The following is a 22,663-nucleotide window of genomic DNA, read 5'->3' as shown; positions in this document are numbered from 1 at the left end:
GCATCATCAGAGGATGCCGCTTTCGATCTTCCTGCTGGTTCTCGCCGCTGCCGCGCTGCATGCCAGCTGGAACGCCATCGTCAAGCGTGGCGCCGACAAGCTCCTCGGCACCGTGCTCGTCACCGGCAGCGCCGCACTGCTGTCCGCCGCGCTGCTGCCTCTCCTTCCTCTGCCGGACGTGACCAGCTGGCCGTGGCTGGCGGCCTCGGTACTGCTGCAGGTGGTCTATTACGCGCTGGTCGCGCGCTGCTATCAGCAGGTGGACATGAGCCTGGCGTATCCGCTCATGCGCGGTTGCGCACCGATCCTGGTCGCGCTGGCTGGCACCGTGCTCGGCGAATCACTGCCCGCAGCGGCGTGGCTGGGCGTGGCGCTGGTCAGCAGCGGCATCCTGGCCATGGCACTGGGCGCGCGCGCAGGCCAGCTCGGCCTGCCGCTGCTGACGGCGACGATGATCGCAACCTACACCCTGGTCGATGCGCACGGCGCGCGCCTGTCGGGCAGCCCGCTGGCCTACACGTTGTGGCTGTTCCTGCTGTCGGGCATCCCGCTGCCGCTGTGGGCGCTGTACACCCGCCGCAGCGCGGTGCTGACCTATGCGCGCCAGCATTGGCCGCTGGGCCTGGCCGGCGGCGTGGGCACCACCGCGTCCTATGCGATGGCACTGTGGGCGATGACCCAGGTACCGGTCGCGATGGTGTCGGCCCTGCGCGAGTCATCGATCCTGTTCGCCCTGCTGATCTCGGCATTCCTGCTGCGTGAACGGATACCGCGCGTGCGCTGGCTGGCGGCGTCGCTGATCGTCAGCGGAGTGCTGGCCCTGCGGCTGGCGTGAGCCACACGTGCCCGCCAAGGTTGGCATTTGCCGCCAGCGCCCGGCCGTACCGGCGGGCAACGCGGCGCATGCCGGTTACAGCGGCGGCATCGTCTGCAGGTCGCCCTCGACCAGCTCGATCGCCATCACCACCGCGTCCTCGCGCCCCTGCGCGGCCGGGTAATAGCGCGGACGCCGGCCGATTTCGTTGAACCCTTCGCTGTGATACAGCGCCAGCGCCGGCGCATTGGACGGGCGCACTTCCAGGAACACACGCTGGGCACCGCGATCACCAGCCAGCTGCACCAGCGCACGCAGCAGCTGCCGCCCCAGCCCGCGTGACTGCACCAGCGGATCGATGCAGATGTTCAGCACATGCGCCTCGTCGGCAGCGATGCTCAGCACGCCGTAGCCGAGCAGCTGGCCATCGCGCTCCATTGCCAGACCGGGATAACCCGCACGCAGGCAATCGATGAAAATGCCGCGGGTCCACGGGAAGGGATAGCCACGCACCTCGATCGCCATCACCTCGGCAAGATCGCTCTCGCGCAGCGCCCGCAGGCGCACCGGACCGGGCTGGCTGACCGCACTCACGGCGCGCCCCGCTTGCGCAGGGCGCGCAGCTGCGGCCACAGCGCGCGCTTGGCGGCTGGATCACGGCGCAGCTGCTCCAACGGCCAGCTGTCCATCAGCGCCTGCGTCGCGGCATCGTTCGGATTGCAGCCGGACGCGCGCAGCAGCGCGATCTGCAGGCGATCAGGCAGACGTACCGCCGGCTGCCGGGTGGTGCCCGCCGAGGCTGCGCGTGCCGCCTGCGGTTCGGTTGCCGACACCACGGCGGGCGCGGTGCGAGGCGGCGGCGACGGACTCCGCGGCTGGCGCGGTGCCGGCTCCACCGCTGCCGGTTCGGGCTGGCGTGACGGAGACTGCGCTGCCGGGCTGGCCGCATCGGCGTCGGCCACGCTCAGCTGCAATGCAGCGTCCAGCTCCGCGGCGAGCTGGCCGTCGTGATAGACGGTATAGCCCATCGCCTGCAGCCAGGCCTGCTGGGCCGGTGACCACAGCACGGGCAGATCCTGGCTCACGCGGCCTCGGACTTCTTGCGCAGACGCTGCACCGCCCACATCACCGGGCCGGACAGGGCATACAGGATGCCCACGGCGAACAGGACGCGCGGCAGGTCGATCACCGCGATCGCGATGGCCATCGGTACCAGTGCCAGGACCAGGAACGGCACCCGGTCGGAACGGGAATCCTTGGCGGCACCGCCCTTGAAGCTCCAGAAGCGGATGCGGCTGACCATCAGCAGCGCAGCGACCAGCGTCACCGCCAGCGCCACATAGCGCAGCTGATTGCCATCCCAGCCCAGGTTGCCATCGGCGAAGGCCCAGACGAACGACATCATCAGCCCGGCAGCGGCCGGGCTGGCCAGGCCGACGAACCAGCGCTTGTCCACCACCGCGACCTGGGTATTGAAGCGGGCCAGGCGCAGCGCCGCGCATGCGGCGTACAGGAAGGCCACGGCCCAGCCGACACGGCCCAGCAGGGGATCATCGAATTTCAGCCAGGACAGCGACCAGTGGTACATCACCAGTGCCGGCGCCATGCCGAAGCTGACCAGGTCGGCCAGCGAGTCGTACTGCACGCCGAACTCGCTGCTGGTGCCGGTCAGGCGCGCGACGCGGCCATCCAGGCCGTCCATCACCGCCGCCACGAACACCGCGATGCTGGCATTGACGAAATCCCCGTTGGCAGCGGCGATGATCGCGTAGAAGCCCGCGAACAGGCCCGCAGTGGTGAACAGGTTGGGCAGCAGGTAAATCGTGCGCGAACGCGGCGGCGGTGTGATCGGGTCCATGGAATCCAGTTTAATCGACTTGCCAGCGGTCGGTGCCAATGCTGCAATCGGCGTTCTACGCCCATTCCGCGGAGTTTGCCATGCGTGCCCTGTCCTGCCTGGGATGCCTGCTGCTGTTGGCCAGTACCAGTGCCATGGCCGGCCCCGTCTACAAGTGGAAGGACGCCAACGGCGTCACCCAGTATTCGGAAACCCCGCCAGCAGGCAGGACCTACGAGACCCGGGCACAGGCGCGCTCGGCGCCATCGGCTGACAGCACCGAACGCCCGGCCGCACCCGTACCGGAGCAGTGCAGCACCGCCCGTGCCAACCTGGCCCTGCTGGAGGGGTCCGGCCAGGTGATGCAGGACACCGACGGCGACGGCAAGGGCGACACCGTACTGACCGCGGAGCAGCGCACCGCGCAGAAGGGACTGGCTGAAGCCAGCATCAAGGCCTACTGCCCAGCAGCCGGTTGAGGGGTCGGCAGGGCTGCGCCCTGCACCTGCTTCAGGCAACGGCAACGTCAAATGCCAAAGCGGCTCTGGTTTTCTGCTGGTCTGGCGGGGCGGTGTGGGCTGGCAGGACACGCCGTAAAGCCATCCATGGGGCTACATGGAATCCAAAATGGGGTCAGATCCGTTTCCGCAGGAAAACGGATCTGACCCCAGGGCATGTCCTGGCAGGTCGCAGAAATCCGTCGAAGGCGGGGTGGGTCCGGTGGCAGGGGTGTGAGCGGCATGGATGCCGCGACCAAGCCCCCATGGACGGGTTCACGGCGTCCCCTGCCACCGGATCCACCCCGCCATCCCACGCGAAGCCCGCTGTTGCTGTGGCAGTTGAAGTTGCCTGAGACGGGTGCAGGGCGCAGCCCTGCCGATACCCTCCCCCCGCCCGGGCTGGCAGAATAGGGATCTCTGCCGTAGACCGAAGCCGACGATGCGCCTCTCCCAGTTCCACCTGCACACCACCAAGGAAACCCCCAGCGACGCGGAGCTGACCAGCCACCGCCTGATGCTGCGTGCGGGCATGATCCGCAAGCTCGCCTCCGGCCTGTACACCTGGTCGCCGCTGGGACTGCGCGTGCTGCGCAAGGTCGAACGCATCGTGCGGGAGGAAATGGATCGCGCCGGTGCCGTGGAGTTCCAGATTCCGACCATCCAGCCCAAGGAGCTCTGGGAGCAGACCGGCCGTTGGCAGAAATTCGGGCCGCAGCTGCTGAAGATCAAGGATCGCAAGGACCAGGTGTTCTGCTACAGCCCGACCGCCGAGGAAGCCGCATGCGACTTCGCGCGCAGCGAACTGTCCAGCTACAAGCAGCTGCCGGTGAACTTCTATCAGATCCAGACCAAGTTCCGCGATGAGATCCGCCCGCGCTTCGGCGTGATGCGTGCACGCGAATTCCTGATGAAGGACGCCTATTCGTTCCACCTGCACGATGAGTGCCTGGTGCGCGAGTACGAGAACATGAAGGCCGCCTACAGCCGCATCTTCACCCGGCTGGGCCTGGACTTCCGCATGGTGCAGGCCGATTCCGGCGCGATCGGTGGCGACGCGTCGCAGGAATTCCATGTGATCGCCGATTCGGGCGAGGACGCGCTGGTGTTCTCCACCGGCTCGGACTACGCGGCCAACATGGAAGCGGCGATCGCCGCGGAACCGGCACCGCGCGCGGCAGCCGGCGAGACGATGCGCAAGGTCGAGACCCCCACCCAGAAGACCTGCGAGGACGTTGCCGCCCTGCTCGGCATCGCCCTGCAGCGCACGGTGAAGTCGGTGGCGCTGATGACCGCCGAAGGGTTCGTGCTGGTGCTGGTCCGTGGCGACCACGAGGTCAACGAGATCAAGCTGGGCAAGGTTGCCGGCCTGGAAGAGCAGCGCTTTGCCAGCGAAGCGGAGATCGCCGAGTACCTGGGCAGCGTGCCCGGCTTCCTCGGCCCGGTTTCACCGGCCAAGGCGATCCGCGTGGTGGCCGACCGCGAAGTGGCGGCGATGTCCGATTTCGTGGTCGGTGCCAATGAAGCGGGCTTCCACCTGGCTGGAGTCAACTGGGGCCGCGACCTGCCGGAACCGGAAGTGGTCGATATCCGCAACGTGCGTGCCGGTGACCGTGCGCTGGACGGCGGCGAGTTGAAGATCGCCCGTGGCATCGAAGTCGGCCACGTGTTCCAGCTTGGCCGCAAGTACGCTGAAGCGCTGGACGCGACCGTACTGGACGAGAACGGCAAGGCCGCAGTGATGGCAATGGGCTGCTACGGGATCGGCATCTCGCGCGTGGTCGCTGCCGCGATCGAACAGAATCATGACGATGCCGGCATCATCTGGCCGGACGCGATGGCGCCGTGGCAGGTGGTGGTGTGCGTCATCAACCCCAAGGGCGATGCCGCTGTGGCCGAAGCCGCTGCCGGCCTGCTGCAGGAACTGCGCGATGCCGGTCTCGATGCCGCGCTGGATGATCGCGGGCTGCGCCCGGGTGCGATGTTTGCCGACATGGAGTTGATCGGCATCCCGCATCGCGTGGTGGTCAGCGAGCGCGGCCTGGCGGCCGGCACGTACGAGTACCGCTCGCGACGTGCCAGCGAAGCCGAAAGCCTGGACAAGGCTACCCTGCTGCAACGCCTGCAGGGTTGAGTGACAGGACCGGGGCATGCCCCGGTCTTTTTCTTTGTACCGGCGGTGGGCCGGTGAATATGCAGCTGGACATAATCCGGTCAAAATGGTCACGATGCAGTCGGTCCATCGCCATACCCTGACCTGCATGATTTGTACTGGATTTAATTCATCATTATCCTGTGCGCCGACGCCACGGACCGGCTCGTCCCTGTCCCTTATTAGTTTCCGGAGTAACCGTAGATGAGCATCGACCTGACCGGCCTGTCGGCACGCGAGCTGGGCGCATTGATCCGCACCGCGAAAAAGCAGCAGACCATCGTCGCCAAGCGTCGCCCGATCGCCAAGGTGCGGGCCCAGCTGAGCAAGCTGGCCAAGACCGAGGGTTACACCATCGAGGAGTTGTTCGGTACCGCTACCACGGCTGCCAAGCCACGCGCCCGCAAGGCAGCGGCGCCGTCCAAGACCGCCGGCCGCAAGCTGGGCAAGGTCGCCCCGAAGTACCGCAACCCGGCCAACCCGAAGGAAACCTGGACCGGCCGTGGCAAGCAGCCGCGCTGGATGGCCGAGCTGACCGCCAAGGGCAGCAAGAAGCCGGAAGATTTCCTGATCAAGAAGGCCTGAGGCCGGATCGGAAAGAATGAAGAACGCCGGCGCAAGCCGGCGTTCTTCATTCCATCACAACGTCTTGCGCGCCGGCATCAACAGGTTGCCGAACAGCAGGCCCGCCACCAGCGCCATCACCACGTTGAGCACGGTCAGGAACACGCTCTGGCCGGCACCGACATCCTGCTGCTGGACGAGCGTCAGCACGCCACGCAGGCTGGTGCTGCCAGGGACCATCATGATGATGCCCGGCAGGCGGATGATCGCACCCGGACGCCCGGCCAGCCGACCGAACAGGTTGCCGCCGGCGGTCAGCACCATCGCCGACAGGAAGATGCCTGCCGGTGCCCCCCAGGCGTGCCCGCCAAACTTGGAAATGGCATAGCCGGCCACGGACGCGGCAATCACCCAGGGATAATCGCGACGGCTGGCCTTGAACAGCATCGCGAAGGCGAAGGCCGCAGTCAGCAGCGACCCCCACTCCACCCACGGTCCCTGCGGTCGCGAGGCACGGATCACCGGGTCCAGGCCCAGCACATCGGCCAGGGTCACCGCGATCATCGCGCCGACGCTCAGTTTCATGATCGTGGTCAGCGCACCGGCAAACCGCGCGGTGCCTGACACCCAGTGCTGGCTGGCCAGTTCGTTGACCGCATTGGTCAGCGACATGCCGGGCAGCAGCACCACCAGCGAGGCGATGATCACCGTGTTGAGGTTGAGCGCGCCGACAAACGAAGCGATCAGGGTGGCAACCAGGCCGGCCAGCAGCGCGGCCAGCGCCTCGGCGGCCTCACGGGTCGCCGGGCGACGGTCGGTGACCATGCCGAGCAGGCCGATCATCAGGCCGATGACACCGGCGGTGGCGATGTCCAGCCAGGGCAGCTTCCACATGCCGGCGACACCGGCCGCGCCGAGCGTGAACGAGAGGATGGTGCGGAGCTTGCCGCGACGGCCGGGATCCTTGTCCAGCTGACGCAGCGCGGTGTGCCCCTGCGCGATGCTCATCCGCCCGTTGGCCACTTCCTCGGCGATCCGGTCGGCGACACTGAGCTTGTGCAGGTCGTTCTCGCCCGGTGCCAGGCGGATCACGCGGGTGATGTCGCTGGAGCCGATCGCCTGGGCCGGGTCGCTGAAGCTGAGGATGATGCCGGTGGGGTTAGACCACGGTTCACAATCGAGATCGAGCTGTTTTGCCAGTGCAACCACGGCCGTTTCCAGACGCTGGGCCGTGGTGCCGTAGCTGTGGAGGCGGCCGGCGATCTCGGAAACGAAGGCCACGCGCTGCGCGTAGGTGGCCTGGGGCGTGGGGATCGTGTGAGCGTCTGCGGACATGCGCCGTAGTATTACCTAGGCCGGGCCCCGCCGGAGGAATTCATCCTGGTTCAACGCGAAGCACAATACAGAACGGTTATGCTGCGACCCGAATGGCCCACGTGACCCAGAACCTCGCCCCCCAGCTCGAACAGGACGCCCACGACCCCGGGCTGATCCGCCTGTCCGGCCACTGGACCTTGAAGACCGCGCTGGCCGCGGCCGAGGTGCTGCGCGCCGTTCCCGACAAACTGACCGGCATTGACGCCACGGGCATCGAGCAGCTCGATTCGGCCGGCGTACTGCAGCTGTTGCGCGTGGCCCATCGCGCCGACCTCGGTGAGGATGCGCTGCAGTTCCGGCCGGATCACCAGGCACTGGTGTGCACCATCGAGGAAGTGGCCGACGACCGGCCCAAGCCCAAGCGCGACTTCGGCGTGCTGGCCGCGCTGGAACGGCTGGGCGTCAGCATGCATGGCACCGGCCACAACATCGTGGCCCTGGCCAGCTTCCTCGGCGAGGCGATGGTCAAGACCGCTCGCCTGGTCAAGCAGCCGCGGCGCTTCCGCCTCACCGCCACCGTGCATCAGATGGAGCAGGTGGGCCTGGACGCCGTGCCGCTGGTGGCGCTGCTGTCCTACCTGGTCGGTGCGGTGATCGCGTTCCTGGGCTCGACCATCCTGCGCGACTTCGGCGCGGAGATCTACGTGGTCGAGCTGGTCAACATCGCCTTCCTGCGCGAGTTCGCCGTGCTGCTGACCGCGATCGTGCTGGCCGGCCGCACGGCAAGCGCGTTCACCGCGCAGATCGGCGCGATGAAGGCCCGCGAGGAGATCGATGCGATGCGCACGCTGGGCCTGGACCCGATCGACCTGCTGGTACTGCCGCGCCTGTTCGCGCTGCTGGTGACCCTGCCGCTGCTGACCTTCATCGCGATGATTGCCGGCCTGGCCGGCGGCATCACGGTCGGCGCGTTCGATCTGGACATTCCGCCGCAGATGTACATCGCGCGGATGCACGACACGATGGAGGTGCGGCACATGCTGGTCGGCCTGTCCAAGGCGCCCGTCTTCGCGGTGGTGATCGGCCTGATCGGCTGCCTGGAGGGCCTGAAGGTGACCGGCACCGCGCAGTCGGTCGGCGAGCGCACCACATCCAGCGTGGTGCAGACCATCTCGCTGGTGATCATCATCGACGCCTTTGCGGCGTTGTGGTTCATGCATATGGACTGGTGACATGAACACGACCTCCGGTTCCGGCACCTTCGAGATGCGTGATGACGATGGCCATGACCTGGCCATCCGCTTGCGCGGGCTGGTCAACCGCTTCGGCAGCCAGACCGTCCATGAGGACCTCGACCTGGACGTGCGGCGCGGCGAGATCCTCGGCGTCGTCGGCGGCTCGGGCACCGGCAAGTCCGTGCTGATGCGCTCGATCCTGGGCCTGCGCGTGCCGGATGAAGGACAGATCGAAGTGCTCGGCCGCGATGCGCGTGCCGACGATGCCGAAAGCCGGCTGCATATCGAGCGCAACACCGGCGTGCTGTTCCAGGATGGCGCGTTGTTCTCCTCGCTGACCGTCGGCGAGAACGTGCAGGTTCCGCTGAAGGAGCATCATCGCGACCTTCCCGAACGCTGGCACTACGAGCTGGCACTGCTGAAGGTGAAGCTGGCCGGCCTGCCCGCCGATGCGATCAACAAGCTGCCCTCGCAGCTGTCCGGCGGCATGCGCAAGCGTGCCGGCCTGGCCCGCGCGCTGGCACTGGACCCGCCGCTGCTGTTCCTGGACGAACCGACCGCCGGCCTGGACCCGATCGGCGCGGCAGCCTTCGACCGGCTGATCAAGACCCTGCAGGAAGCGCTGGGCCTGACCGTGTTCCTGATCACCCATGACCTGGACACGCTGTATGCCATCTGCGACCGCGTCGCCGTGCTGGCCGACCACAAGGTGATCGCCAACGCACCGCTTGCGGAAATCGAGAAACTGGATCATCCGTGGATCCAGGAATACTTCCACGGACCACGTGCGCGTGCCGCGCGTGGCGAACAGATCGAGAGTGCCTGAGCCATGGAAACCAAAGCCAACTACGTGCTGATCGGCGCGTTCACCCTGATCACCGGCCTGGCCCTGCTGGCCTTCGGCCTGTGGGCAGCCAAGTACTCTTCCGACCGCACCTGGCAGGAATACCGCGTGGTGTTCCGCGAGGCGGTGACCGGCCTGTCGGTCGGCAGCCCGGTGCAGTACAACGGCATCGCGGTCGGCTCGATCATCGAGCTGAACCTGGTACCGGACGATCCGCGCCAGGTGGTGGCGCGCATCCGCCTGAACTCCACCACCCCGGTGAAGACCGATACCCGTGCCAAGCTGGCGATCACCAGCCTGACCGGTCCGTCGATCATCCAGCTCAGCGGCGGCACGCCGCAGTCGCCGGCACTGACCACGGTCAACAAGGACCCGGCGCCGATCATCCCGACCACGCCTTCGGCATTGCAGAACATCACCGATGTGGCCAACCGCATCGTCGAGCGCATGGACCAGATCCTCAGCGATCGCAACGTGGCGTCGATCAACGCGACCCTGGCCAACCTGGAAACCATCAGCGGCGGACTGGCCGACCGTGACCAGGGCACACAGGCGCTGCTGCTCAGCGCGCGCGATGCCGCACGCAGCCTGGACACCACGCTGAAGACCACCAACGGCACCATCGAGCGCCTCGACAAGAACCTGGTGCAGCAGCTGCCGGGCATCATCGACAAGCTCGACGCTACCCTGGTCAAGCTCGATTCGGCTGCCGGCAATGCCGATTCGATCCTTGGCGAGAACCGCGCCGCGATCAACAGCTTCGCCAATGACGGGCTCGGCCAGCTGGGCCCGACCCTGACCGAACTGCGTGGCCTGATCCGCGACCTGCGCCGGGTCAGCGACCGCCTCGAGAACAACCCCGCGCGCTATCTGCTCGGCCGCGATGCCCCGAAGGAGTTCGAACCCAAATGAGCCCGACCCTCTTCCCACGCCTGCTGCTGCCAGGCCTGGCCCTGGCGCTGCTGTCGGGCTGCTCGATCCTCGGCAGCGGCGACAAGAATCCCGTCACCCTGTACTCGCCTGCCGTGCAGGTGAAGGTCGATCCCAGCTGGCCCCAGGTCGCCTGGCAGCTGGTGCTGGCCAAACCCAGCGCGGCGCGCATGGTCGACAGCCCGCGCATCAACGTGCGTCCCACGCCATCGGAGCTGGAGATCTACAGGGGCGCCAGCTGGGCCCAGCCGGCCACCGACATGATCGAGGACACGCTGCTGCGCGGTTTCGAGGACTCCGGCCGCATCAACGGCGTGGCCCGCACCGCCGCCGGTATCCGCGCCGATTACAAGCTGTCCACGGACATCCGTCGTTTCGAATCGGACTACCAGGGCCAGACCACGCCGACGGTGGTGATCGAACTCAATGCCAAGCTGATCCACGTGGCCGACCAGCGCGTGGTCGCTGATCGCACCTTCCGTCAGGCGCAGCCCGTTGGCAGTACCGATGTGCCGGCGGTTGCGGCGGCGTTCGAACGTGGCCTGCAGCAGATCGCGCAGGACGTGGTCGGCTGGACGCTGGTCAGTGGGCAGAACGACAGCGCCGCAGCACCGCGCTGATCCCTCGCTCAGCGCGGCGTGATCCAACGGAATGTCAGGTTGATCCGCTCGCCCTGGGCCCGCGCCATCTTCGGCAACGCGTGCTGATAGAAGCGCTGGGTGCTGCCGGCCATCAACAGCAGATCGCCATGGCCCAGCAGGAACTCCGCCTTGCGTGCCGGCTCGTCGCGCCGTCGCAGCAGGAAACGCCGCGCCGCACCCAGGCTCAGTGAAGCGATCACCGGCGCCGGTCCCAGTTCGGGTTCGTCGTCGCTGTGCCACCCCATGTAATCGCCACCATCGCGGTATCGATTGAGCAGCACGCTGTTGAACCGGCCGATACCCTCTTCCTGCAATCGCACGCGCAGCGCCTGCAAAGCCGGCAGCCAGGGCCGCGGGACGAACTCGGCGCCGGAATACCGGTAGCGCGCCTGCGGATCGCCGATCCAACTGCTCAGCCGCGGCGAATCCACCCAGTGACCGAACATCCGGATGCGGTGCACATCCCAGGCCACCTGTTCGCCCAGCGCCCGCTGCAGCGCATCCGCCCGATCCGGCCGCAGCCAGCCCGGTACATGACGGACGTCGGCATCGGGCAGCTCGTGTGGAAACAGCATCGGGATCGCCAGGCAGTGTCGGGGCGGCACGAGGCCGCCCCGCCGGACTCAGGCACGCCGGAACGGCACGCCGGTCTTTTCCTTCAGCTCTTCCTCGCCAACCCCCGGCGCGGTCTCCACCAGCACCAGTCCGGCATCGGTCACATCGAACACAGCCAGATCGGTGATGATGCGGTCGACCACGCCCACGCCGGTCAACGGCAGCGTGCATTCGGCCAGCACCTTGTGCTCGCCGTTCTTCGCGGTGTGCTCCATCAGCACCACCACGCGCTGCACGCCGGCCACCAGGTCCATCGCGCCGCCCATGCCCTTGACCATCTTGCCGGGCACCATCCAGTTCGCCAGATCGCCCTTGTCGGTCACCTGCATCGCGCCAAGAATGGCCAGGTTGATGTGGCCGCCACGGATCATGGCGAAACTGTCATGGCTGCCGAAGTAGCTGGCACCGGCGCGCGCGGTCACGGTCTGCTTGCCGGCGTTGATCAGGTCGGCATCGACCTCGGCTTCGGTCGGGAACGGGCCGATGCCAAGCAGGCCGTTCTCGGATTGCAGCCACACGTCCACGCCTTCGGGAATGTGGTTGGCGACCAGGGTCGGCAGGCCGATGCCCAGGTTCACATAGGCACCGTCGGTCAGTTCACGGGCGGCGCGGGCCGCCATCTCATCGCGGGTCCACGCCATGTCAGTTGCCCTCCGCACGCACGGTGCGCTGCTCGATTCGCTTTTCAGGATGCGCGTTGTGCACGATGCGATGCACATAGATCCCCGGCAGATGCACCTGGTCCGGATCGATCGCACCGACCGGCACCACCTCTTCCACTTCGGCGATGCACACCTTGCCGGCCATCGCGCAGGCAGGATTGAAATTGCGCGCGGTCTTGCGGAACACCAGGTTGCCGGCTTCGTCGGCCTTCCACGCCTTCACCAGGGCAACGTCGGCACGCAGCGCGGTTTCCAGCACATAGTGCCTGCCGTCGAATTCGCGGGTCTCCTTGCCTTCGGCCACCACCGTGCCGTAGCCGGTGGCAGTGAAGAAGGCAGGAATTCCGGCGCCGCCGGCACGCAGGCGCTCGGCCAGGGTGCCCTGTGGATTGAATTCCAGCTCCAGCTCACCGGCCAGGAACTGGCGCTCGAACTCCTTGTTCTCGCCCACGTACGACGAAATCATCCTGCTGATCTGGCGTGTTTCCAGCAGCTGGCCCAGGCCGAAGCCATCGACGCCGGCGTTGTTGGAGATCACGGTCAGGCCCTTGACTCCACTGTCGCGCAAGGCTGCGATCAGTGCCTCGGGTATGCCACACAGGCCGAAGCCGCCGACGGCCAGCGTCTGGCCATCGGCGACCACGCCCTCCAGCGCCTGGGCCGCGCTGGCATAGCGCTTGCTGCGCTTGCCGCCGGTATTGGACTTGTCCATCGCTTTGCTGTCCCACACGGTAAGGATGCCCGCATTCTAGCGGCACACCCGCATCCGGCTGGGATGCGCCGCAGCAATTGCGGCGTGCCCTCAGCCGCGCGCGATCGCGGCCATGACCTGCTTCAGGCCGTCCTGCCACGGCGGCAGCACGATGCCCAGCGCCTGCTGCAGGGCGCTGTTGTCCAGCACCGACCAGGCCGGCCGCCGCGCCGGGGTCGGATACTCGGCACCCGGAATCGCTTCAACCACCGGCACCCTGTGCAGGGCACCGGTTGCCAGCGCTTCGGCGAAGATCGCTTCAGCGAAGCCGTGCCAGCTGGTCTGGCCACTGGCGGTGAGGTGCCAGGTACCGGAGAGCGCGGCAGGATGCTGCAGCGCGAGCGCGGTGACATCGGCGATCAGCGCAGCCGGCGTCGGCGTGCCGATCTGGTCGGCCACCACACGCAGATGGTCGCGCTCTGCGGCCAGGCGCAGCATCGTGCGCAGGAAGTTCGCGCCGTGCTCGGCATACACCCATGCGGTACGGAAGATCAGGTGGCGGCCACCGGCAGCGCGCACGGCGTCTTCGCCATCGCGCTTGCTGGTGCCATACACACCCAGCGGCGCGGTCGGCTCGTCCTCGCGATAGGGCGCGGAACCTTCGCCGTCGAACACGTAGTCGGTGGAGTAATGCACGAACGGCACGCCCTGCGCCTGGCACCAGCGCGCGATCACGCCCGGGGCCTGCGCATTGGCGGCGAAGGCGGCCTCGATGTCCTGCTCGGCGCGATCCACGGCGGTATAGGCCGCCGCATTGACCACCACCGATGGCTGCACGCGATCCAGCAGCGCCGGCAGGCTCGCGGGCTGGCCGAAGTCCGCCGTCTCGCAGGGGCTGCCATCAGGCAGCCGGCCACTGCGGGTGGTGGCGACCACCGGCCCCAACGGCGCCAGCGCGCGCAGCAGCTCCTGGCCGACCTGGCCGTTGCCACCCAGCACGAGAACCGTCATGGCGCGAAGACCGGCAGACGTTCCTCGGCGATGTCCTTCAGGAACGGCGCATGTTCGTCCTTGGGCGAGAGCGTCGGCGCGCCCACCGGCCAGTCCACTGCGATGTCCGCGTCGTTCCAGCGCACTCCGGCATCGGCTTCCTTCACGTACACATCGGTACACAGGTAGTGGAACAGCGCGGTGTCGGACAGCACGGCAAATCCGTGCGCGAAGCCTTCCGGAATCCAGAACTGGCGCTTGTTCTGCGCGCTCAGCACCACCGCTTCCCATTGGCCGAAGGTGGGCGATCCGCGGCGGATATCGACGGCCACGTCGTACACCTCGCCTTCCAGCACGCTCACCAGCTTGCCCTGCGGTCGCGGCCACTGGTAATGCAGGCCGCGCAGCACGCCCTTGCTCGATGAGGAGACATTGCTCTGCACGAAGCGATCGGGCAGGCCCAGCTGGCCGAATCGCGCCGCGTTCCAGCCCTCGAAGAAGAAGCCGCGCTCGTCACCGAACACCGCCGGTTCAATCACCACACATCCCGGCAACCGGGTTTCAATCACTTTCACGGAACCACTCCACGCAATGCGAGTGTGTGCAGGTACTGGCCGTAGCCATTCTTGATCAACGGGGCGGCCAGCGCTTCCAGCTGCTCGGCATTGATCCAGCCCTGCCCGAACGCCACTTCTTCCGGACAGCAGACCTGCAGGCCCTGGCGCGTCTGGATGGTCTCGATGAAGTTGGACGCTTCCAGCAGCGACTGGTGAGTGCCGGTATCCAGCCATGCATAGCCACGCCCCAGCGCCTCCAGATGCAGGCTGCCCGCACCGAGATAGCGCTGGTTGAGATCGGTGATTTCCAGCTCGCCGCGCGGCGAAGGCCTCAGCTCGGCCGCATAATCGCTGGCGTTGCCATCATAGAAATACAGGCCGGTGACCGCGTAGTTGGAACGCGGGTTCTGCGGCTTTTCGACCAGGCCGACAACCCGGCCGTCCTTGTCGAATTCGGCCACGCCGTAACGCTCGGGATCGTTGACCCAGTAGCCGAACACGGTCGCGCCATCGGCGCGGGCGTCGGCCCGCCGGAGCACGTCGCGCAGGCCGTGGCCATGGAAGATGTTGTCGCCGAGGACCAGGCAGCTGGGCTTGCCGGCGACGAACTCGCGGCCGATCAGATACGCCTGCGCCAGCCCATCCGGACTGGGCTGCACGGCGTACTGGATGTCCATGCCCCATTGCGAGCCATCACCCAGCAGCTGCTGGAACAGGGCCTGCTCATGCGGGGTGTTGATGATCAGCACTTCCCGGATGCCGGCCAGCATCAGCACGCTGAGCGGGTAGTAGATCATCGGCTTGTCGTACACGGGCAACAGCTGCTTGCTGACGCCCTTGGTGATCGGATACAGCCGGGTGCCGGTTCCGCCGGCGAGGATGATGCCCTTGCGCTGGGTCATGACGTCTCCTGGGTTCAGGCCGTAGTGCCGATGCGCTGCAGGCGGTAGCTGCCGTCAAGCACGCCCTCGACCCAGTCCTGGTTCTCCAGGTACCAGTCAACAGTGAAGGCGATGCCCTGCTCGAACGTGTGCGCCGGCTGCCAGCCCAGTTCGTTCTTCAGCTTGCTGGCATCGATCGCATAGCGACGGTCATGGCCGGGGCGATCGGCCACATGGGTGATCTGGCTGCTGCGCGGCTGCCCGTCAGCGCGCGGACGGCGCTGGTCCAGCAGAGCGCAGATCGCATGCACCACGTCGATGTTCTGCCGTTCCGAATTGCCGCCCACATTGTAGGTCTCGCCCACCCGGCCCTTGGCCAGCACGGTGCGGATCGCCTCGCAGTGATCTGACACGAACAGCCAGTCACGCACCTGCCTGCCGTCGCCGTAGACCGGCAGCGGTTCGCCGGCCAGCGCCTTGGCGATCACCAGCGGGATGAGCTTTTCCGGGAAGTGGTAGGGGCCGTAGTTGTTGGAGCAGTTGGTGGTCAGCACCGGCAGCCCGTAGGTGTGGTGGAACGCACGCACCAGGTGATCGGACGCGGCCTTGGACGCCGAGTACGGCGAGTTCGGCGCGTACGGGGTGGTCTCGCTGAACGCGCCGGTCTCGCCCAGCGTGCCGTACACCTCGTCGGTGGACACATGCAGGAAGCGGAACGCTGCGCCGCGCTCGGCCGGCAACGCCTTCCAGTAGTCGCGCACCGCTTCGAGCAGGCCCAGGGTCCCCACCACATTGGTCTGGATGAAGGCCCCGGGGCCATCGATGGAGCGGTCGACGTGGCTCTCGGCTGCGAAGTTCAGCACCGCATCGGGCTGATGCTCGGCGAGCAGGCGGGCGACCCGCTCACGGTCGCCGATGTCCCCGTGCACGAACACGTGGTCCGGATTACCTTCCAGGCTGGACAGCGTCTGCAGGTTGCCGGCGTAGGTCAGTGCATCGAGGTTGACGACCTTGACGCCACGGGCCACGGCCTCGAGGACGAAATTGCCGCCAATGAACCCGGCGCCGCCGGTGACAATCCAAGTTGGCACTACCCGTTACTCCTGTTCGATCAAGGCTCCCGCGCCGCCTGGCAGTCGGGTGCAGCGCAGCAGGATACATCGGGCCCACCTTTACCACTGCCTCTGACGGGTGAACAGAGCCCCTTCCCTGAGGGAGCATTAGTGCGCCGCAGCACAACCATACGCATTCGCATGGTTGCCCCAAGCCAGCTAGAATCAGGATCCCACCCCCGAACCGGTTGCTGTCAGGACCGGACGTTCTCCCTGTTACTGAAGGACCCCGTACCAGATGAAAATCCTCGTCGCATACAAGCGCGTGGTGGACTACAACGTCCGCATTCAGGTCAAGCCGGACGGTTCCGGCGTGGTCACCGACGGCGTCAAGCTGTCTCCCAATCCTTTCGATGAAATCGCCCTGGAAGAAGCCCTGCGCCTGCGCGACAAGGGCATCGCCACGGAGGTGGTGGTGGCCACCATCGCCCCGGCCGACGCCCAGGCGCATCTGCGCAACGGCCTGGCCATGGGCGCCAACCGTGCCGTGCACGTGGTCACCGACCAGGCCATCCAGCCGCTGACCGCCGCGCGCACCCTGCTCAAGCTGGTCGAGAAGGAGCAGCCGGACCTGGTGATCCTCGGCAAGCAGGCCATCGACGATGACGCCAACCAGACCGGGCAGATGCTGGCCACGCTCTGGGGCCGCCCGCAGGCGACCTTCGCCAGCAAGCTGGACATCGCCGATGGCAAGGCCACGGTGACCCGTGAGGTCGACGCCGGCCTGGAAACACTGGAAGTGGATCTGCCGGCGGTCGTCACCACCGACCTGCGCCTGAACGAGCCGCGCTTCATCAAGCTGCCGGACATCATGAAGGCCAAGGCCAAGCCGCTGGAAACCCTGCAGCTGGCCGACCTCGGCGTTGAAGCCGCCGACACCTTCAAGACCACCCGGTACGCTGCGCCGTCCAAGCGCAGCAAGGGTGTAATGGTCAAGGACGCGGCCGAACTGGTGGCCGCACTCAAGCAGAAGGGGTTGCTGTAATGAGCAAGATTCTCGTCATCGCCGAGCACCACGACGGCAAGCTCAACGCCGCCACCGCCAAGACCGTCAGCGCCGCCGCTGCCATCAGCGGTGCCAGCATCGACGTGCTGGTGCTGGCCGCCGATCCGACGGCCGTCGCCGCCGAGGCCGCCAGGATCGCCGGCGTCGCCAAGGTCCTGACCGTGGCCAACGCCGCCAACGCACAGGCCCTGGCCCAGGTGCTGGCGCCGCAGATCGCACAGCTGGCCAAGGGCTACAGCCACGTGTTCGGCCCATCCACCACCTTCGGCAAGGACCTGATGCCGTGCGTGGCCGCCCTGCTGGGCGTCAACCAGGTCTCCGACCTGATGGCCGTGGAAGGCAGCCACACCTTCAAGCGCCCGATCTACGCCGGCAACGCCATCATCACTGTGGAAGCCCCGGCCGACCAGGTCGTGGTCGCCACCGTGCGTGCCGCGTCGTGGCCGGAAGCCGCGCAGGGCGGCAGCGCTGCCATCGAAGCGGCCAGCGTCGATGCGGCACTGCCGACCCACACCCGCTTCGTCGGCCTGGCCGCCGGTGCCAGCGACCGTCCGGACCTGCAGAGCGCCAAGCGCGTGGTCTCCGGTGGCCGTGGTGTCGGCTCGGAAGAGAACTTCAAGGTCGTCTTCCAGCTGGCCGACAAGCTCGGCGCCGCCGTCGGCGCCTCGCGCGCCGCCGTCGATGCCGGCTACGTGCCCAGCGACCTGCAGGTCGGCCAGACCGGCAAGATCATCGCGCCGGAGCTGTACGTGGCCGTCGGCATCAGCGGTGCGATCCAGCACCTGACCGGCATCAAGGATGCCGGCACGATCGTGGCGATCAACAAGGACGGCGATGCGCCGATCTTCGAGATTGCCGATATCGGCCTGGTCGGGGATCTGTTCACGATCCTGCCCGAACTCGAGGCCGCGCTGGGCTGAGCGCCCGCCCGGGGTGCCGCGTAATCAACAGGTTACGCGGCATTCCCTTCCTTCTGGGGCCCGCAGGGACGCTGGCCTGGCTCACCCGTCCTTGCAGTGCCTGTCGCTATAATCCGGGGTCAACCCGTGTAAGGACTGCATTGATGACGCTCCCGTGTTTCAAGGCCTATGACATCCGTGGCCGCGTTCCGGATGAACTGGATGAACGCCTTGCCCGCCGCATCGGCGCCGGCACTGCCGCGTTGCTGGGCCCGGGACCGGTGGTGGTGGGACACGATATCCGCCTGAGCAGCCCTGCCCTCCTGCAGGCCGCCATCGAAGGCCTGACCGCCAGCGGCCGCGATGTCATCGACATCGGCATGTGCGGTACCGAGGAGGTCTATTTCCAGACCTTCCACCGCAAGGCCGCCGGCGGCGTCATGGTCACCGCCAGCCACAACCCGATGGACTACAACGGGATGAAGCTGGTGCGCGAGGAGTCCAAGCCGATCAGCGGCGATACCGGCCTGTTCGACATCCGCGACTTCGCCGCCTCGGAGGCGCCGCTGGGAACCGGCCAGGGCGAGGTCCGCCAGGACACCGACAAGTCCGCCTACATCCAGCACCTGCTCGGCTACGTCGACGTGGCCGGCCTGAAGCCGCTGAAGATCGTCACCAACCCCGGCAACGGTGGCGCTGGCCTGGTGATCGACGAACTGGCGCCGCACCTGCCGTTCGAGTTCATCCGCATCCAGCACGAGGCCGATGGCAGTTTCCCGAATGGCATCCCCAATCCGCTGCTGCCGGAGAACCGTGCGGCAACGCGCGATGCCGTGCGCGCGCACGGTGCCGATTTCGGCATCGCCTGGGACGGCGATTTCGATCGCTGCTTCTTCTTCGACGCCGACGGCAACTTCATCGAGGGCTACTACCTGGTCGGGCTGCTGGCGACGGCACTGCTGGCCCGCCAGGCGGGCGGCAAGATCATCCACGACCCGCGCCTGACCTGGAACACCGTGGAAATGGTCGAGCAGGCCGGCGGCGTGCCGATCATGAGCAAGACCGGGCATGCGTTCATCAAGGAGCGCATGCGTGCCGAAGATGCCATCTACGGCGGCGAGATGAGCGCCCACCATTACTTCCGCGAGTTCGCCTACTGCGACTCGGGCATGATCCCGTGGCTGCTGATCGCGCAGCTGGTTTCCACGACCGGCAAGTCACTGGGCGAGCTGGTGGCCGATCGCATGAAGGCCTATCCGTGCAGCGGCGAGATCAACTTCCGTGTTGACGATGCCAAGGCGACCGTGGCGCGCGTGCTGGCGCATTTCCAGCAACAGCAGCCGGTACTGGACCATACCGATGGCGTCAGTGCGGATTTCGCCGACTGGCGCTTCAACCTGCGCAGCTCCAACACCGAGCCGCTGCTGCGCCTGAACATCGAAACCCGTGGCGATGACGCCCTGCTGCGCGAACGCATCGCCGAGCTGACCGCCCTGATCGGCGGCACGCCGGCAAACCATTAACCGAAGGACGCACCATGAATCCCATCGTTCCCGTCATTCTTTCCGGTGGCTCTGGCACGCGTCTGTGGCCGCTGTCGCGCGAAGCGTATCCGAAGCAGTTCCTGCCGCTGGTCGGCAACGACACGATGCTGCAGGCGACCTGGAAGCGCGTTGCGTCGATTGCCGGCGCGGCACCGATCGTGGTCGCCAACCAGGAACACCGTTTCATGGCGGCCGAGCAGCTGCGCGAATGCAAGGTGCTGCCGCAGGCGCTGATCCTCGAGCCGGTCGGCCGCAACACCGCGCCGGCGATCGCCATCGCCGCGCTGCAGGCACTGTCGGCCGGCGATGACGCGCTGCTGCTGGTGCTGCCGTCGGACCACGTGGTCCGCAACGAGGCGGCGTTCCATGCCGCGGTCAAGCAGGCCGCCGTCGCGGCCGAATCCGGCAAGCTGGTCACCTTCGGCATCGTGCCGACGGCGCCGGAGACCGGCTACGGCTACATCAAGGCCGCCACGGGTGAAGGCGTGCGTGCCGTCGACCGCTTCGTCGAGAAGCCCGACCTGGCTACCGCCGAACAGTACGTGGCATCCGGCGAGTACTTCTGGAACAGCGGCATGTTCCTGTTCAAGGCCTCGCGCTACCTGAAGGAACTGGAGACGCTGCAGCCGGCGATCCTCGCCGCCTGCCGCAATGCGCTCGACAAGGCCGCACGCGACAACGACTTCATCCGCCTCGACGCCGAGGCCTTCGCTGCCAGCCCGAACGACTCGATCGACTACGCGGTGATGGAAAAGACCGCCGATGCCGCCGTGGTACCGCTCGACGCGGAATGGAATGACGTCGGCTCGTGGTCGGCATTGTGGGAAGTGTCCGACAAGGATGCCGACGGCAACGCCTGTCATGGCGATGTCATCGCCCTGGACTGCAAGGACAGCTATGCCTATGGCAACCGCCTGATCGCGATGGTCGGCCTGCAGGACGTGGTGGTCGTGGAGACCGACGACGCCGTGTTCGTCGGCCACAAGGACCGCGTGCAGGACGTCAAGGAGATTGTCGGCCGGATCAAGCGCGAGGGCCGCAGTGAAGCTGCCGCGCACCGCAAGGTGTACCGTCCGTGGGGCGCCTACGATTCCATCGACAACGGCGACCGCTTCCAGGTCAAGCGCATCACCGTCAAGCCGGGCGCGACCCTGAGCCTGCAGATGCATCACCACCGCGCCGAGCACTGGATCGTAGTCAGCGGCACGGCCGAGGTGACCCGGGGCGACGAGGTCATCCTGCTGTCGGAAAACCAGAGCACGTACATCCCGCTGGGTGTCACCCATCGCCTGAAAAACCCGGGCAAGCTGCCGCTGGAGTTGATCGAAGTGCAGTCGGGCAGCTACCTGGGCGAGGACGATATCGTTCGTTTCGAAGACCAGTACGGCCGCGCGGGAGGCTGATCGGTGAGTGCTTCGGGTGCCGGCCGTTCGAGGCCGTTGTGTGTTGATCTGGACGGCACCCTGCTGCGCAGTGACCTGTTGTACGAGACCTTCCTGAGGATGCTGGCACGGCAGCCCTGGATGCTGTTCGTGCTGCCGTTCTGGCTGCTGCGTGGCAAGGCGCACCTGAAGCACCAGCTGGCGGTGCACGGTGCCGGCGATCCGGCACTGCTGCCGTACGACCCGCGCGTGGTCGAACTGCTGCGGACCAGCAGTGATCGCAGGCGGGTCCTGTGCACGGCATCGGACGCGGCACTGGTGGAGCCGATCGCGCGCCATCTGGGCGTGTTCGACGACGTGTTCTGCAGCGATGGACACACCAATCTTGCCGGGCATCGCAAGGCCGATCTGCTGGTGAAGGCGTTCGGCGAGCGTGGTTTCGACTACATGGGCAACGCGCGGGTCGATCTGGCCATCTGGAAGCACGCGCATTCGGCCTGGGTGGTCAACGCCGGTGCCGGCGTCGCCCGCGCTGCGGCGCACTGTTCGGAGCTTGCCGCACACTGGCCCCGCGAAGGCGGCGGCCCACGCGCCTGGCTCAAGGCGATGCGTGTCCACCAGTGGCTGAAGAACGTGCTGGTATTCGTGCCATTGCTGGCGAGTCATCGTTTCCTGGAGCTGGAGACCACGCTCAACGCGGTGCTGGCGTTCATGGCCTTCGGGCTGTGCGCATCCGGCGTGTATCTGTTCAATGATCTGCTGGACCTCGACTCGGACCGGCAGCATCCGCGCAAGCGCAAGCGCCCGTTCGCCTGTGGCCGGCTGGATCTGCGTTCGGGGCTGCTGGCCACGCCGGTACTGACCCTGGCCGGCTTCCTGCTGGCGGCCATTGTCGCCCCTGCATTCCTGCTGGTACTGGCCATCTATTTCTGCCTCACCCTGGCCTATTCCCTGCGGATGAAGCAGGTGGTGATGATCGATGTGGTGATGCTGGCCGCGCTCTACACCATCCGCATCGTCGGCGGTGCCGCGGCAATCGACGTCACGCTTTCGTTCTGGCTGCTGACCTTCTCGATGTTCATCTTCCTCAGCCTGGCCATGCTCAAGCGCTACACCGAACTGCGCATGACGCTGGCCAGCGGCAAGGAGAAGCCCAGCGGGCGTGGCTACCACGTCGAGGACCTGGGACTGGTACAGGCCCTGGGTACCGCGTCGGGCATGGCGTCGGTACTGGTGCTGTGCCTGTACATCAACGCGCCGGAAAGCCAGGAGCTCTACGGGCATCCGCTGTTCCTGTGGCTGCTGTGCCCGGTCCTGCTCTACTGGATCTGCCGCACCTGGCTGCTGGCCCACCGTGGACAGATGCACGACGACCCGGTCGTGTTCGCAGTGAAGGATCCCGGCAGCCTGATCACGGTGCTGGTGGGTGGCCTGTCGGTACTGGCGGCGATCTGAATCAGGCACATCACGGCTGCGCCACCGGCGCGCAGCCG

At 66.8% G+C, this 22,663-nt stretch carries 24 protein-coding genes; 13 read left to right on the top strand and 11 right to left on the bottom strand.

Annotated elements, in window-relative coordinates; genetic code table 11:
• Positions 1 to 13: 13 nt before the first annotated feature.
• Positions 14 to 835, top strand: a complete 822-nt coding sequence (locus tag IMX13_RS08450; RefSeq protein ID WP_111186577.1) for an EamA family transporter — start codon at positions 14 to 16, stop codon at positions 833 to 835.
• Positions 836 to 910: 75 nt separating this feature from the next.
• Here IMX13_RS08450 and rimI read toward each other — a convergent pair whose 3' ends face one another.
• The 3 genes from rimI to pssA are packed head-to-tail and all read right to left on the bottom strand — an operon-like array spanning position 911 to position 2,672.
• Entirely contained in the window at positions 911 to 1,408 is a 498-nt protein-coding gene (rimI, locus tag IMX13_RS08445; protein WP_053516950.1) for a ribosomal protein S18-alanine N-acetyltransferase, read from the bottom strand.
• The gene (locus tag IMX13_RS08440) at positions 1,405 to 1,899 is read right to left on the bottom strand and encodes a hypothetical protein (RefSeq protein WP_065182497.1); all 495 of its coding nucleotides are present in this window, start codon (positions 1,897 to 1,899) and stop codon (positions 1,405 to 1,407) included. The genes rimI and IMX13_RS08440 overlap by 4 nt, the downstream gene beginning before the upstream one ends.
• Positions 1,896 to 2,672, bottom strand: a complete 777-nt coding sequence (gene pssA, locus IMX13_RS08435) for a CDP-diacylglycerol--serine O-phosphatidyltransferase (RefSeq protein WP_053516952.1) — start codon at positions 2,670 to 2,672, stop codon at positions 1,896 to 1,898. The genes IMX13_RS08440 and pssA overlap by 4 nt, the downstream gene beginning before the upstream one ends.
• Before the next feature lie 80 nt (positions 2,673 to 2,752).
• Here pssA and IMX13_RS08430 point away from each other — a divergent pair, with 80 nt between their 5' ends.
• The 3 genes from IMX13_RS08430 to IMX13_RS08420 all read left to right on the top strand — a co-directional run bounded on the left by IMX13_RS08430 (position 2,753) and on the right by IMX13_RS08420 (position 5,885).
• Positions 2,753 to 3,130 (top strand): DUF4124 domain-containing protein, encoded by a 378-nt coding sequence (locus IMX13_RS08430; RefSeq protein WP_193396188.1) that lies wholly within the window; start codon positions 2,753 to 2,755, stop codon positions 3,128 to 3,130.
• Between the two features lie 460 nt (positions 3,131 to 3,590).
• Positions 3,591 to 5,282 (top strand): proline--tRNA ligase, encoded by a 1,692-nt coding sequence (locus tag IMX13_RS08425; RefSeq protein WP_053516953.1) that lies wholly within the window; start codon positions 3,591 to 3,593, stop codon positions 5,280 to 5,282.
• 222 nt (positions 5,283 to 5,504) lie between these two features.
• Positions 5,505 to 5,885, top strand: coding sequence for an H-NS histone family protein (locus IMX13_RS08420; RefSeq protein WP_053516955.1), 381 nt, complete (start codon positions 5,505 to 5,507; stop codon positions 5,883 to 5,885).
• A gap of 54 nt (positions 5,886 to 5,939) precedes the next feature.
• Here the strand turns inward: IMX13_RS08420 and IMX13_RS08415 are convergent, their stop codons facing one another.
• A complete protein-coding gene (locus IMX13_RS08415) occupies positions 5,940 to 7,199 on the bottom strand; it encodes a threonine/serine exporter family protein (RefSeq protein ID WP_065182498.1) in 1,260 nt (419 codons plus the stop codon).
• A gap of 92 nt (positions 7,200 to 7,291) precedes the next feature.
• Between IMX13_RS08415 and IMX13_RS08410 the strand changes: the two genes are divergently transcribed.
• The 4 genes from IMX13_RS08410 to IMX13_RS08395 are packed head-to-tail and all read left to right on the top strand — an operon-like array spanning position 7,292 to position 10,810.
• Positions 7,292 to 8,413, top strand: coding sequence for an ABC transporter permease (locus tag IMX13_RS08410; RefSeq protein ID WP_053516957.1), 1,122 nt, complete (start codon positions 7,292 to 7,294; stop codon positions 8,411 to 8,413).
• A 1-nt stretch (position 8,414) separates the two neighbouring features.
• The gene (locus tag IMX13_RS08405) at positions 8,415 to 9,242 is read left to right on the top strand and encodes an ABC transporter ATP-binding protein (protein ID WP_193396187.1); all 828 of its coding nucleotides are present in this window, start codon (positions 8,415 to 8,417) and stop codon (positions 9,240 to 9,242) included.
• A 3-nt stretch (positions 9,243 to 9,245) separates the two neighbouring features.
• Positions 9,246 to 10,172, top strand: coding sequence for an MlaD family protein (locus tag IMX13_RS08400; protein ID WP_128988236.1), 927 nt, complete (start codon positions 9,246 to 9,248; stop codon positions 10,170 to 10,172).
• Positions 10,169 to 10,810, top strand: coding sequence for an ABC-type transport auxiliary lipoprotein family protein (locus IMX13_RS08395; RefSeq protein ID WP_053516961.1), 642 nt, complete (start codon positions 10,169 to 10,171; stop codon positions 10,808 to 10,810). Before IMX13_RS08400 ends, IMX13_RS08395 begins: the two co-directional genes overlap by 4 nt.
• A gap of 8 nt (positions 10,811 to 10,818) precedes the next feature.
• Here the strand turns inward: IMX13_RS08395 and IMX13_RS08390 are convergent, their stop codons facing one another.
• The 7 genes from IMX13_RS08390 to rfbB form a co-directional block, all read right to left on the bottom strand.
• Positions 10,819 to 11,406: an alpha-ketoglutarate-dependent dioxygenase AlkB gene (locus IMX13_RS08390; RefSeq protein WP_193396186.1), complete on the bottom strand. Its 588-nt coding sequence runs from the start codon at positions 11,404 to 11,406 to the stop codon at positions 10,819 to 10,821.
• A gap of 48 nt (positions 11,407 to 11,454) precedes the next feature.
• Positions 11,455 to 12,087, bottom strand: a complete 633-nt coding sequence (locus tag IMX13_RS08385) for a CoA transferase subunit B (RefSeq protein WP_193396185.1) — start codon at positions 12,085 to 12,087, stop codon at positions 11,455 to 11,457.
• Position 12,088: 1 nt separating this feature from the next.
• Complete coding sequence (locus IMX13_RS08380; RefSeq protein ID WP_053516964.1) at positions 12,089 to 12,820, bottom strand: CoA transferase subunit A; 732 nt, start codon at positions 12,818 to 12,820, stop codon at positions 12,089 to 12,091.
• Between the two features lie 90 nt (positions 12,821 to 12,910).
• Positions 12,911 to 13,810 (bottom strand): dTDP-4-dehydrorhamnose reductase, encoded by a 900-nt coding sequence (gene rfbD, locus IMX13_RS08375; RefSeq protein ID WP_193396184.1) that lies wholly within the window; start codon positions 13,808 to 13,810, stop codon positions 12,911 to 12,913.
• Positions 13,807 to 14,364 (bottom strand): dTDP-4-dehydrorhamnose 3,5-epimerase, encoded by a 558-nt coding sequence (gene rfbC, locus IMX13_RS08370; protein ID WP_053516966.1) that lies wholly within the window; start codon positions 14,362 to 14,364, stop codon positions 13,807 to 13,809. Before rfbC ends, rfbD begins: the two co-directional genes overlap by 4 nt.
• A complete protein-coding gene (rfbA, locus tag IMX13_RS08365; RefSeq protein WP_193396183.1) occupies positions 14,361 to 15,248 on the bottom strand; it encodes a glucose-1-phosphate thymidylyltransferase RfbA in 888 nt (295 codons plus the stop codon). Before rfbA ends, rfbC begins: the two co-directional genes overlap by 4 nt.
• A gap of 14 nt (positions 15,249 to 15,262) precedes the next feature.
• Positions 15,263 to 16,318 (bottom strand): dTDP-glucose 4,6-dehydratase, encoded by a 1,056-nt coding sequence (gene rfbB / locus IMX13_RS08360; protein ID WP_193396182.1) that lies wholly within the window; start codon positions 16,316 to 16,318, stop codon positions 15,263 to 15,265.
• Positions 16,319 to 16,577: 259 nt separating this feature from the next.
• On the opposite strand from rfbB, the gene IMX13_RS08355 reads away from it, so the two are divergent.
• The 5 genes from IMX13_RS08355 (at position 16,578) to IMX13_RS08335 (ending at position 22,625) form a co-directional block, all read left to right on the top strand.
• Complete coding sequence (locus IMX13_RS08355; protein ID WP_053516970.1) at positions 16,578 to 17,324, top strand: electron transfer flavoprotein subunit beta/FixA family protein; 747 nt, start codon at positions 16,578 to 16,580, stop codon at positions 17,322 to 17,324.
• Positions 17,324 to 18,265, top strand: a complete 942-nt coding sequence (locus IMX13_RS08350) for an electron transfer flavoprotein subunit alpha/FixB family protein (protein WP_065182502.1) — start codon at positions 17,324 to 17,326, stop codon at positions 18,263 to 18,265. The genes IMX13_RS08355 and IMX13_RS08350 overlap by 1 nt, the downstream gene beginning before the upstream one ends.
• 143 nt (positions 18,266 to 18,408) lie before the next feature.
• Positions 18,409 to 19,767 (top strand): phosphomannomutase, encoded by a 1,359-nt coding sequence (locus tag IMX13_RS08345; protein WP_319637177.1) that lies wholly within the window; start codon positions 18,409 to 18,411, stop codon positions 19,765 to 19,767.
• 14 nt (positions 19,768 to 19,781) lie between these two features.
• Positions 19,782 to 21,191 carry a mannose-1-phosphate guanylyltransferase/mannose-6-phosphate isomerase gene (locus IMX13_RS08340; RefSeq protein WP_065175349.1) on the top strand — a complete coding sequence of 470 codons (1,410 nt, stop codon included), beginning with the start codon at positions 19,782 to 19,784 and terminating at the stop codon, positions 21,189 to 21,191.
• 3 nt (positions 21,192 to 21,194) lie between these two features.
• On the top strand, positions 21,195 to 22,625 hold the full coding sequence (locus IMX13_RS08335) for a UbiA family prenyltransferase (protein ID WP_193396180.1): 1,431 nt from the start codon (positions 21,195 to 21,197) through the stop codon (positions 22,623 to 22,625).
• The last annotated feature ends 38 nt before the right edge of the window (positions 22,626 to 22,663 follow it).

The organism is Stenotrophomonas sp. B2, assembly GCF_014947095.1.
Classification (GTDB): domain Bacteria; phylum Pseudomonadota; class Gammaproteobacteria; order Xanthomonadales; family Xanthomonadaceae; genus Stenotrophomonas; species Stenotrophomonas maltophilia_P.
Note: the sequence above shows the minus strand (reverse complement) of the source record. Positions and strands in the feature narration are given on the sequence as shown.

Excerpts from the sequence above, each read along its gene's own strand:
- IMX13_RS08450 (WP_111186577.1), top strand. The coding sequence starts at position 14 with ATGCCGCTTTCGATCTTCCTGCTGGTTCTCGCCGCTGCCGCGCTGCAT.
- pssA (WP_053516952.1), bottom strand. The coding sequence starts at position 2,672 with ATGGACCCGATCACACCGCCGCCGCGTTCGCGCACGATTTACCTGCTG.
- IMX13_RS08430 (WP_193396188.1), top strand. The coding sequence starts at position 2,753 with ATGCGTGCCCTGTCCTGCCTGGGATGCCTGCTGCTGTTGGCCAGTACC.
- IMX13_RS08425 (WP_053516953.1), top strand. The coding sequence starts at position 3,591 with ATGCGCCTCTCCCAGTTCCACCTGCACACCACCAAGGAAACCCCCAGC.
- IMX13_RS08420 (WP_053516955.1), top strand. The coding sequence starts at position 5,505 with ATGAGCATCGACCTGACCGGCCTGTCGGCACGCGAGCTGGGCGCATTG.
- IMX13_RS08415 (WP_065182498.1), bottom strand. The coding sequence starts at position 7,199 with ATGTCCGCAGACGCTCACACGATCCCCACGCCCCAGGCCACCTACGCG.
- IMX13_RS08410 (WP_053516957.1), top strand. The coding sequence starts at position 7,292 with ATGGCCCACGTGACCCAGAACCTCGCCCCCCAGCTCGAACAGGACGCC.
- IMX13_RS08405 (WP_193396187.1), top strand. The coding sequence starts at position 8,415 with ATGAACACGACCTCCGGTTCCGGCACCTTCGAGATGCGTGATGACGAT.
- IMX13_RS08400 (WP_128988236.1), top strand. The coding sequence starts at position 9,246 with ATGGAAACCAAAGCCAACTACGTGCTGATCGGCGCGTTCACCCTGATC.
- IMX13_RS08395 (WP_053516961.1), top strand. The coding sequence starts at position 10,169 with ATGAGCCCGACCCTCTTCCCACGCCTGCTGCTGCCAGGCCTGGCCCTG.
- IMX13_RS08390 (WP_193396186.1), bottom strand. The coding sequence starts at position 11,406 with ATGCTGTTTCCACACGAGCTGCCCGATGCCGACGTCCGTCATGTACCG.
- IMX13_RS08385 (WP_193396185.1), bottom strand. The coding sequence starts at position 12,087 with ATGGCGTGGACCCGCGATGAGATGGCGGCCCGCGCCGCCCGTGAACTG.
- IMX13_RS08380 (WP_053516964.1), bottom strand. The coding sequence starts at position 12,820 with ATGGACAAGTCCAATACCGGCGGCAAGCGCAGCAAGCGCTATGCCAGC.
- rfbD (WP_193396184.1), bottom strand. The coding sequence starts at position 13,810 with ATGACGGTTCTCGTGCTGGGTGGCAACGGCCAGGTCGGCCAGGAGCTG.
- rfbA (WP_193396183.1), bottom strand. The coding sequence starts at position 15,248 with ATGACCCAGCGCAAGGGCATCATCCTCGCCGGCGGAACCGGCACCCGG.
- IMX13_RS08355 (WP_053516970.1), top strand. The coding sequence starts at position 16,578 with ATGAAAATCCTCGTCGCATACAAGCGCGTGGTGGACTACAACGTCCGC.
- IMX13_RS08350 (WP_065182502.1), top strand. The coding sequence starts at position 17,324 with ATGAGCAAGATTCTCGTCATCGCCGAGCACCACGACGGCAAGCTCAAC.
- IMX13_RS08345 (WP_319637177.1), top strand. The coding sequence starts at position 18,409 with ATGACGCTCCCGTGTTTCAAGGCCTATGACATCCGTGGCCGCGTTCCG.
- IMX13_RS08340 (WP_065175349.1), top strand. The coding sequence starts at position 19,782 with ATGAATCCCATCGTTCCCGTCATTCTTTCCGGTGGCTCTGGCACGCGT.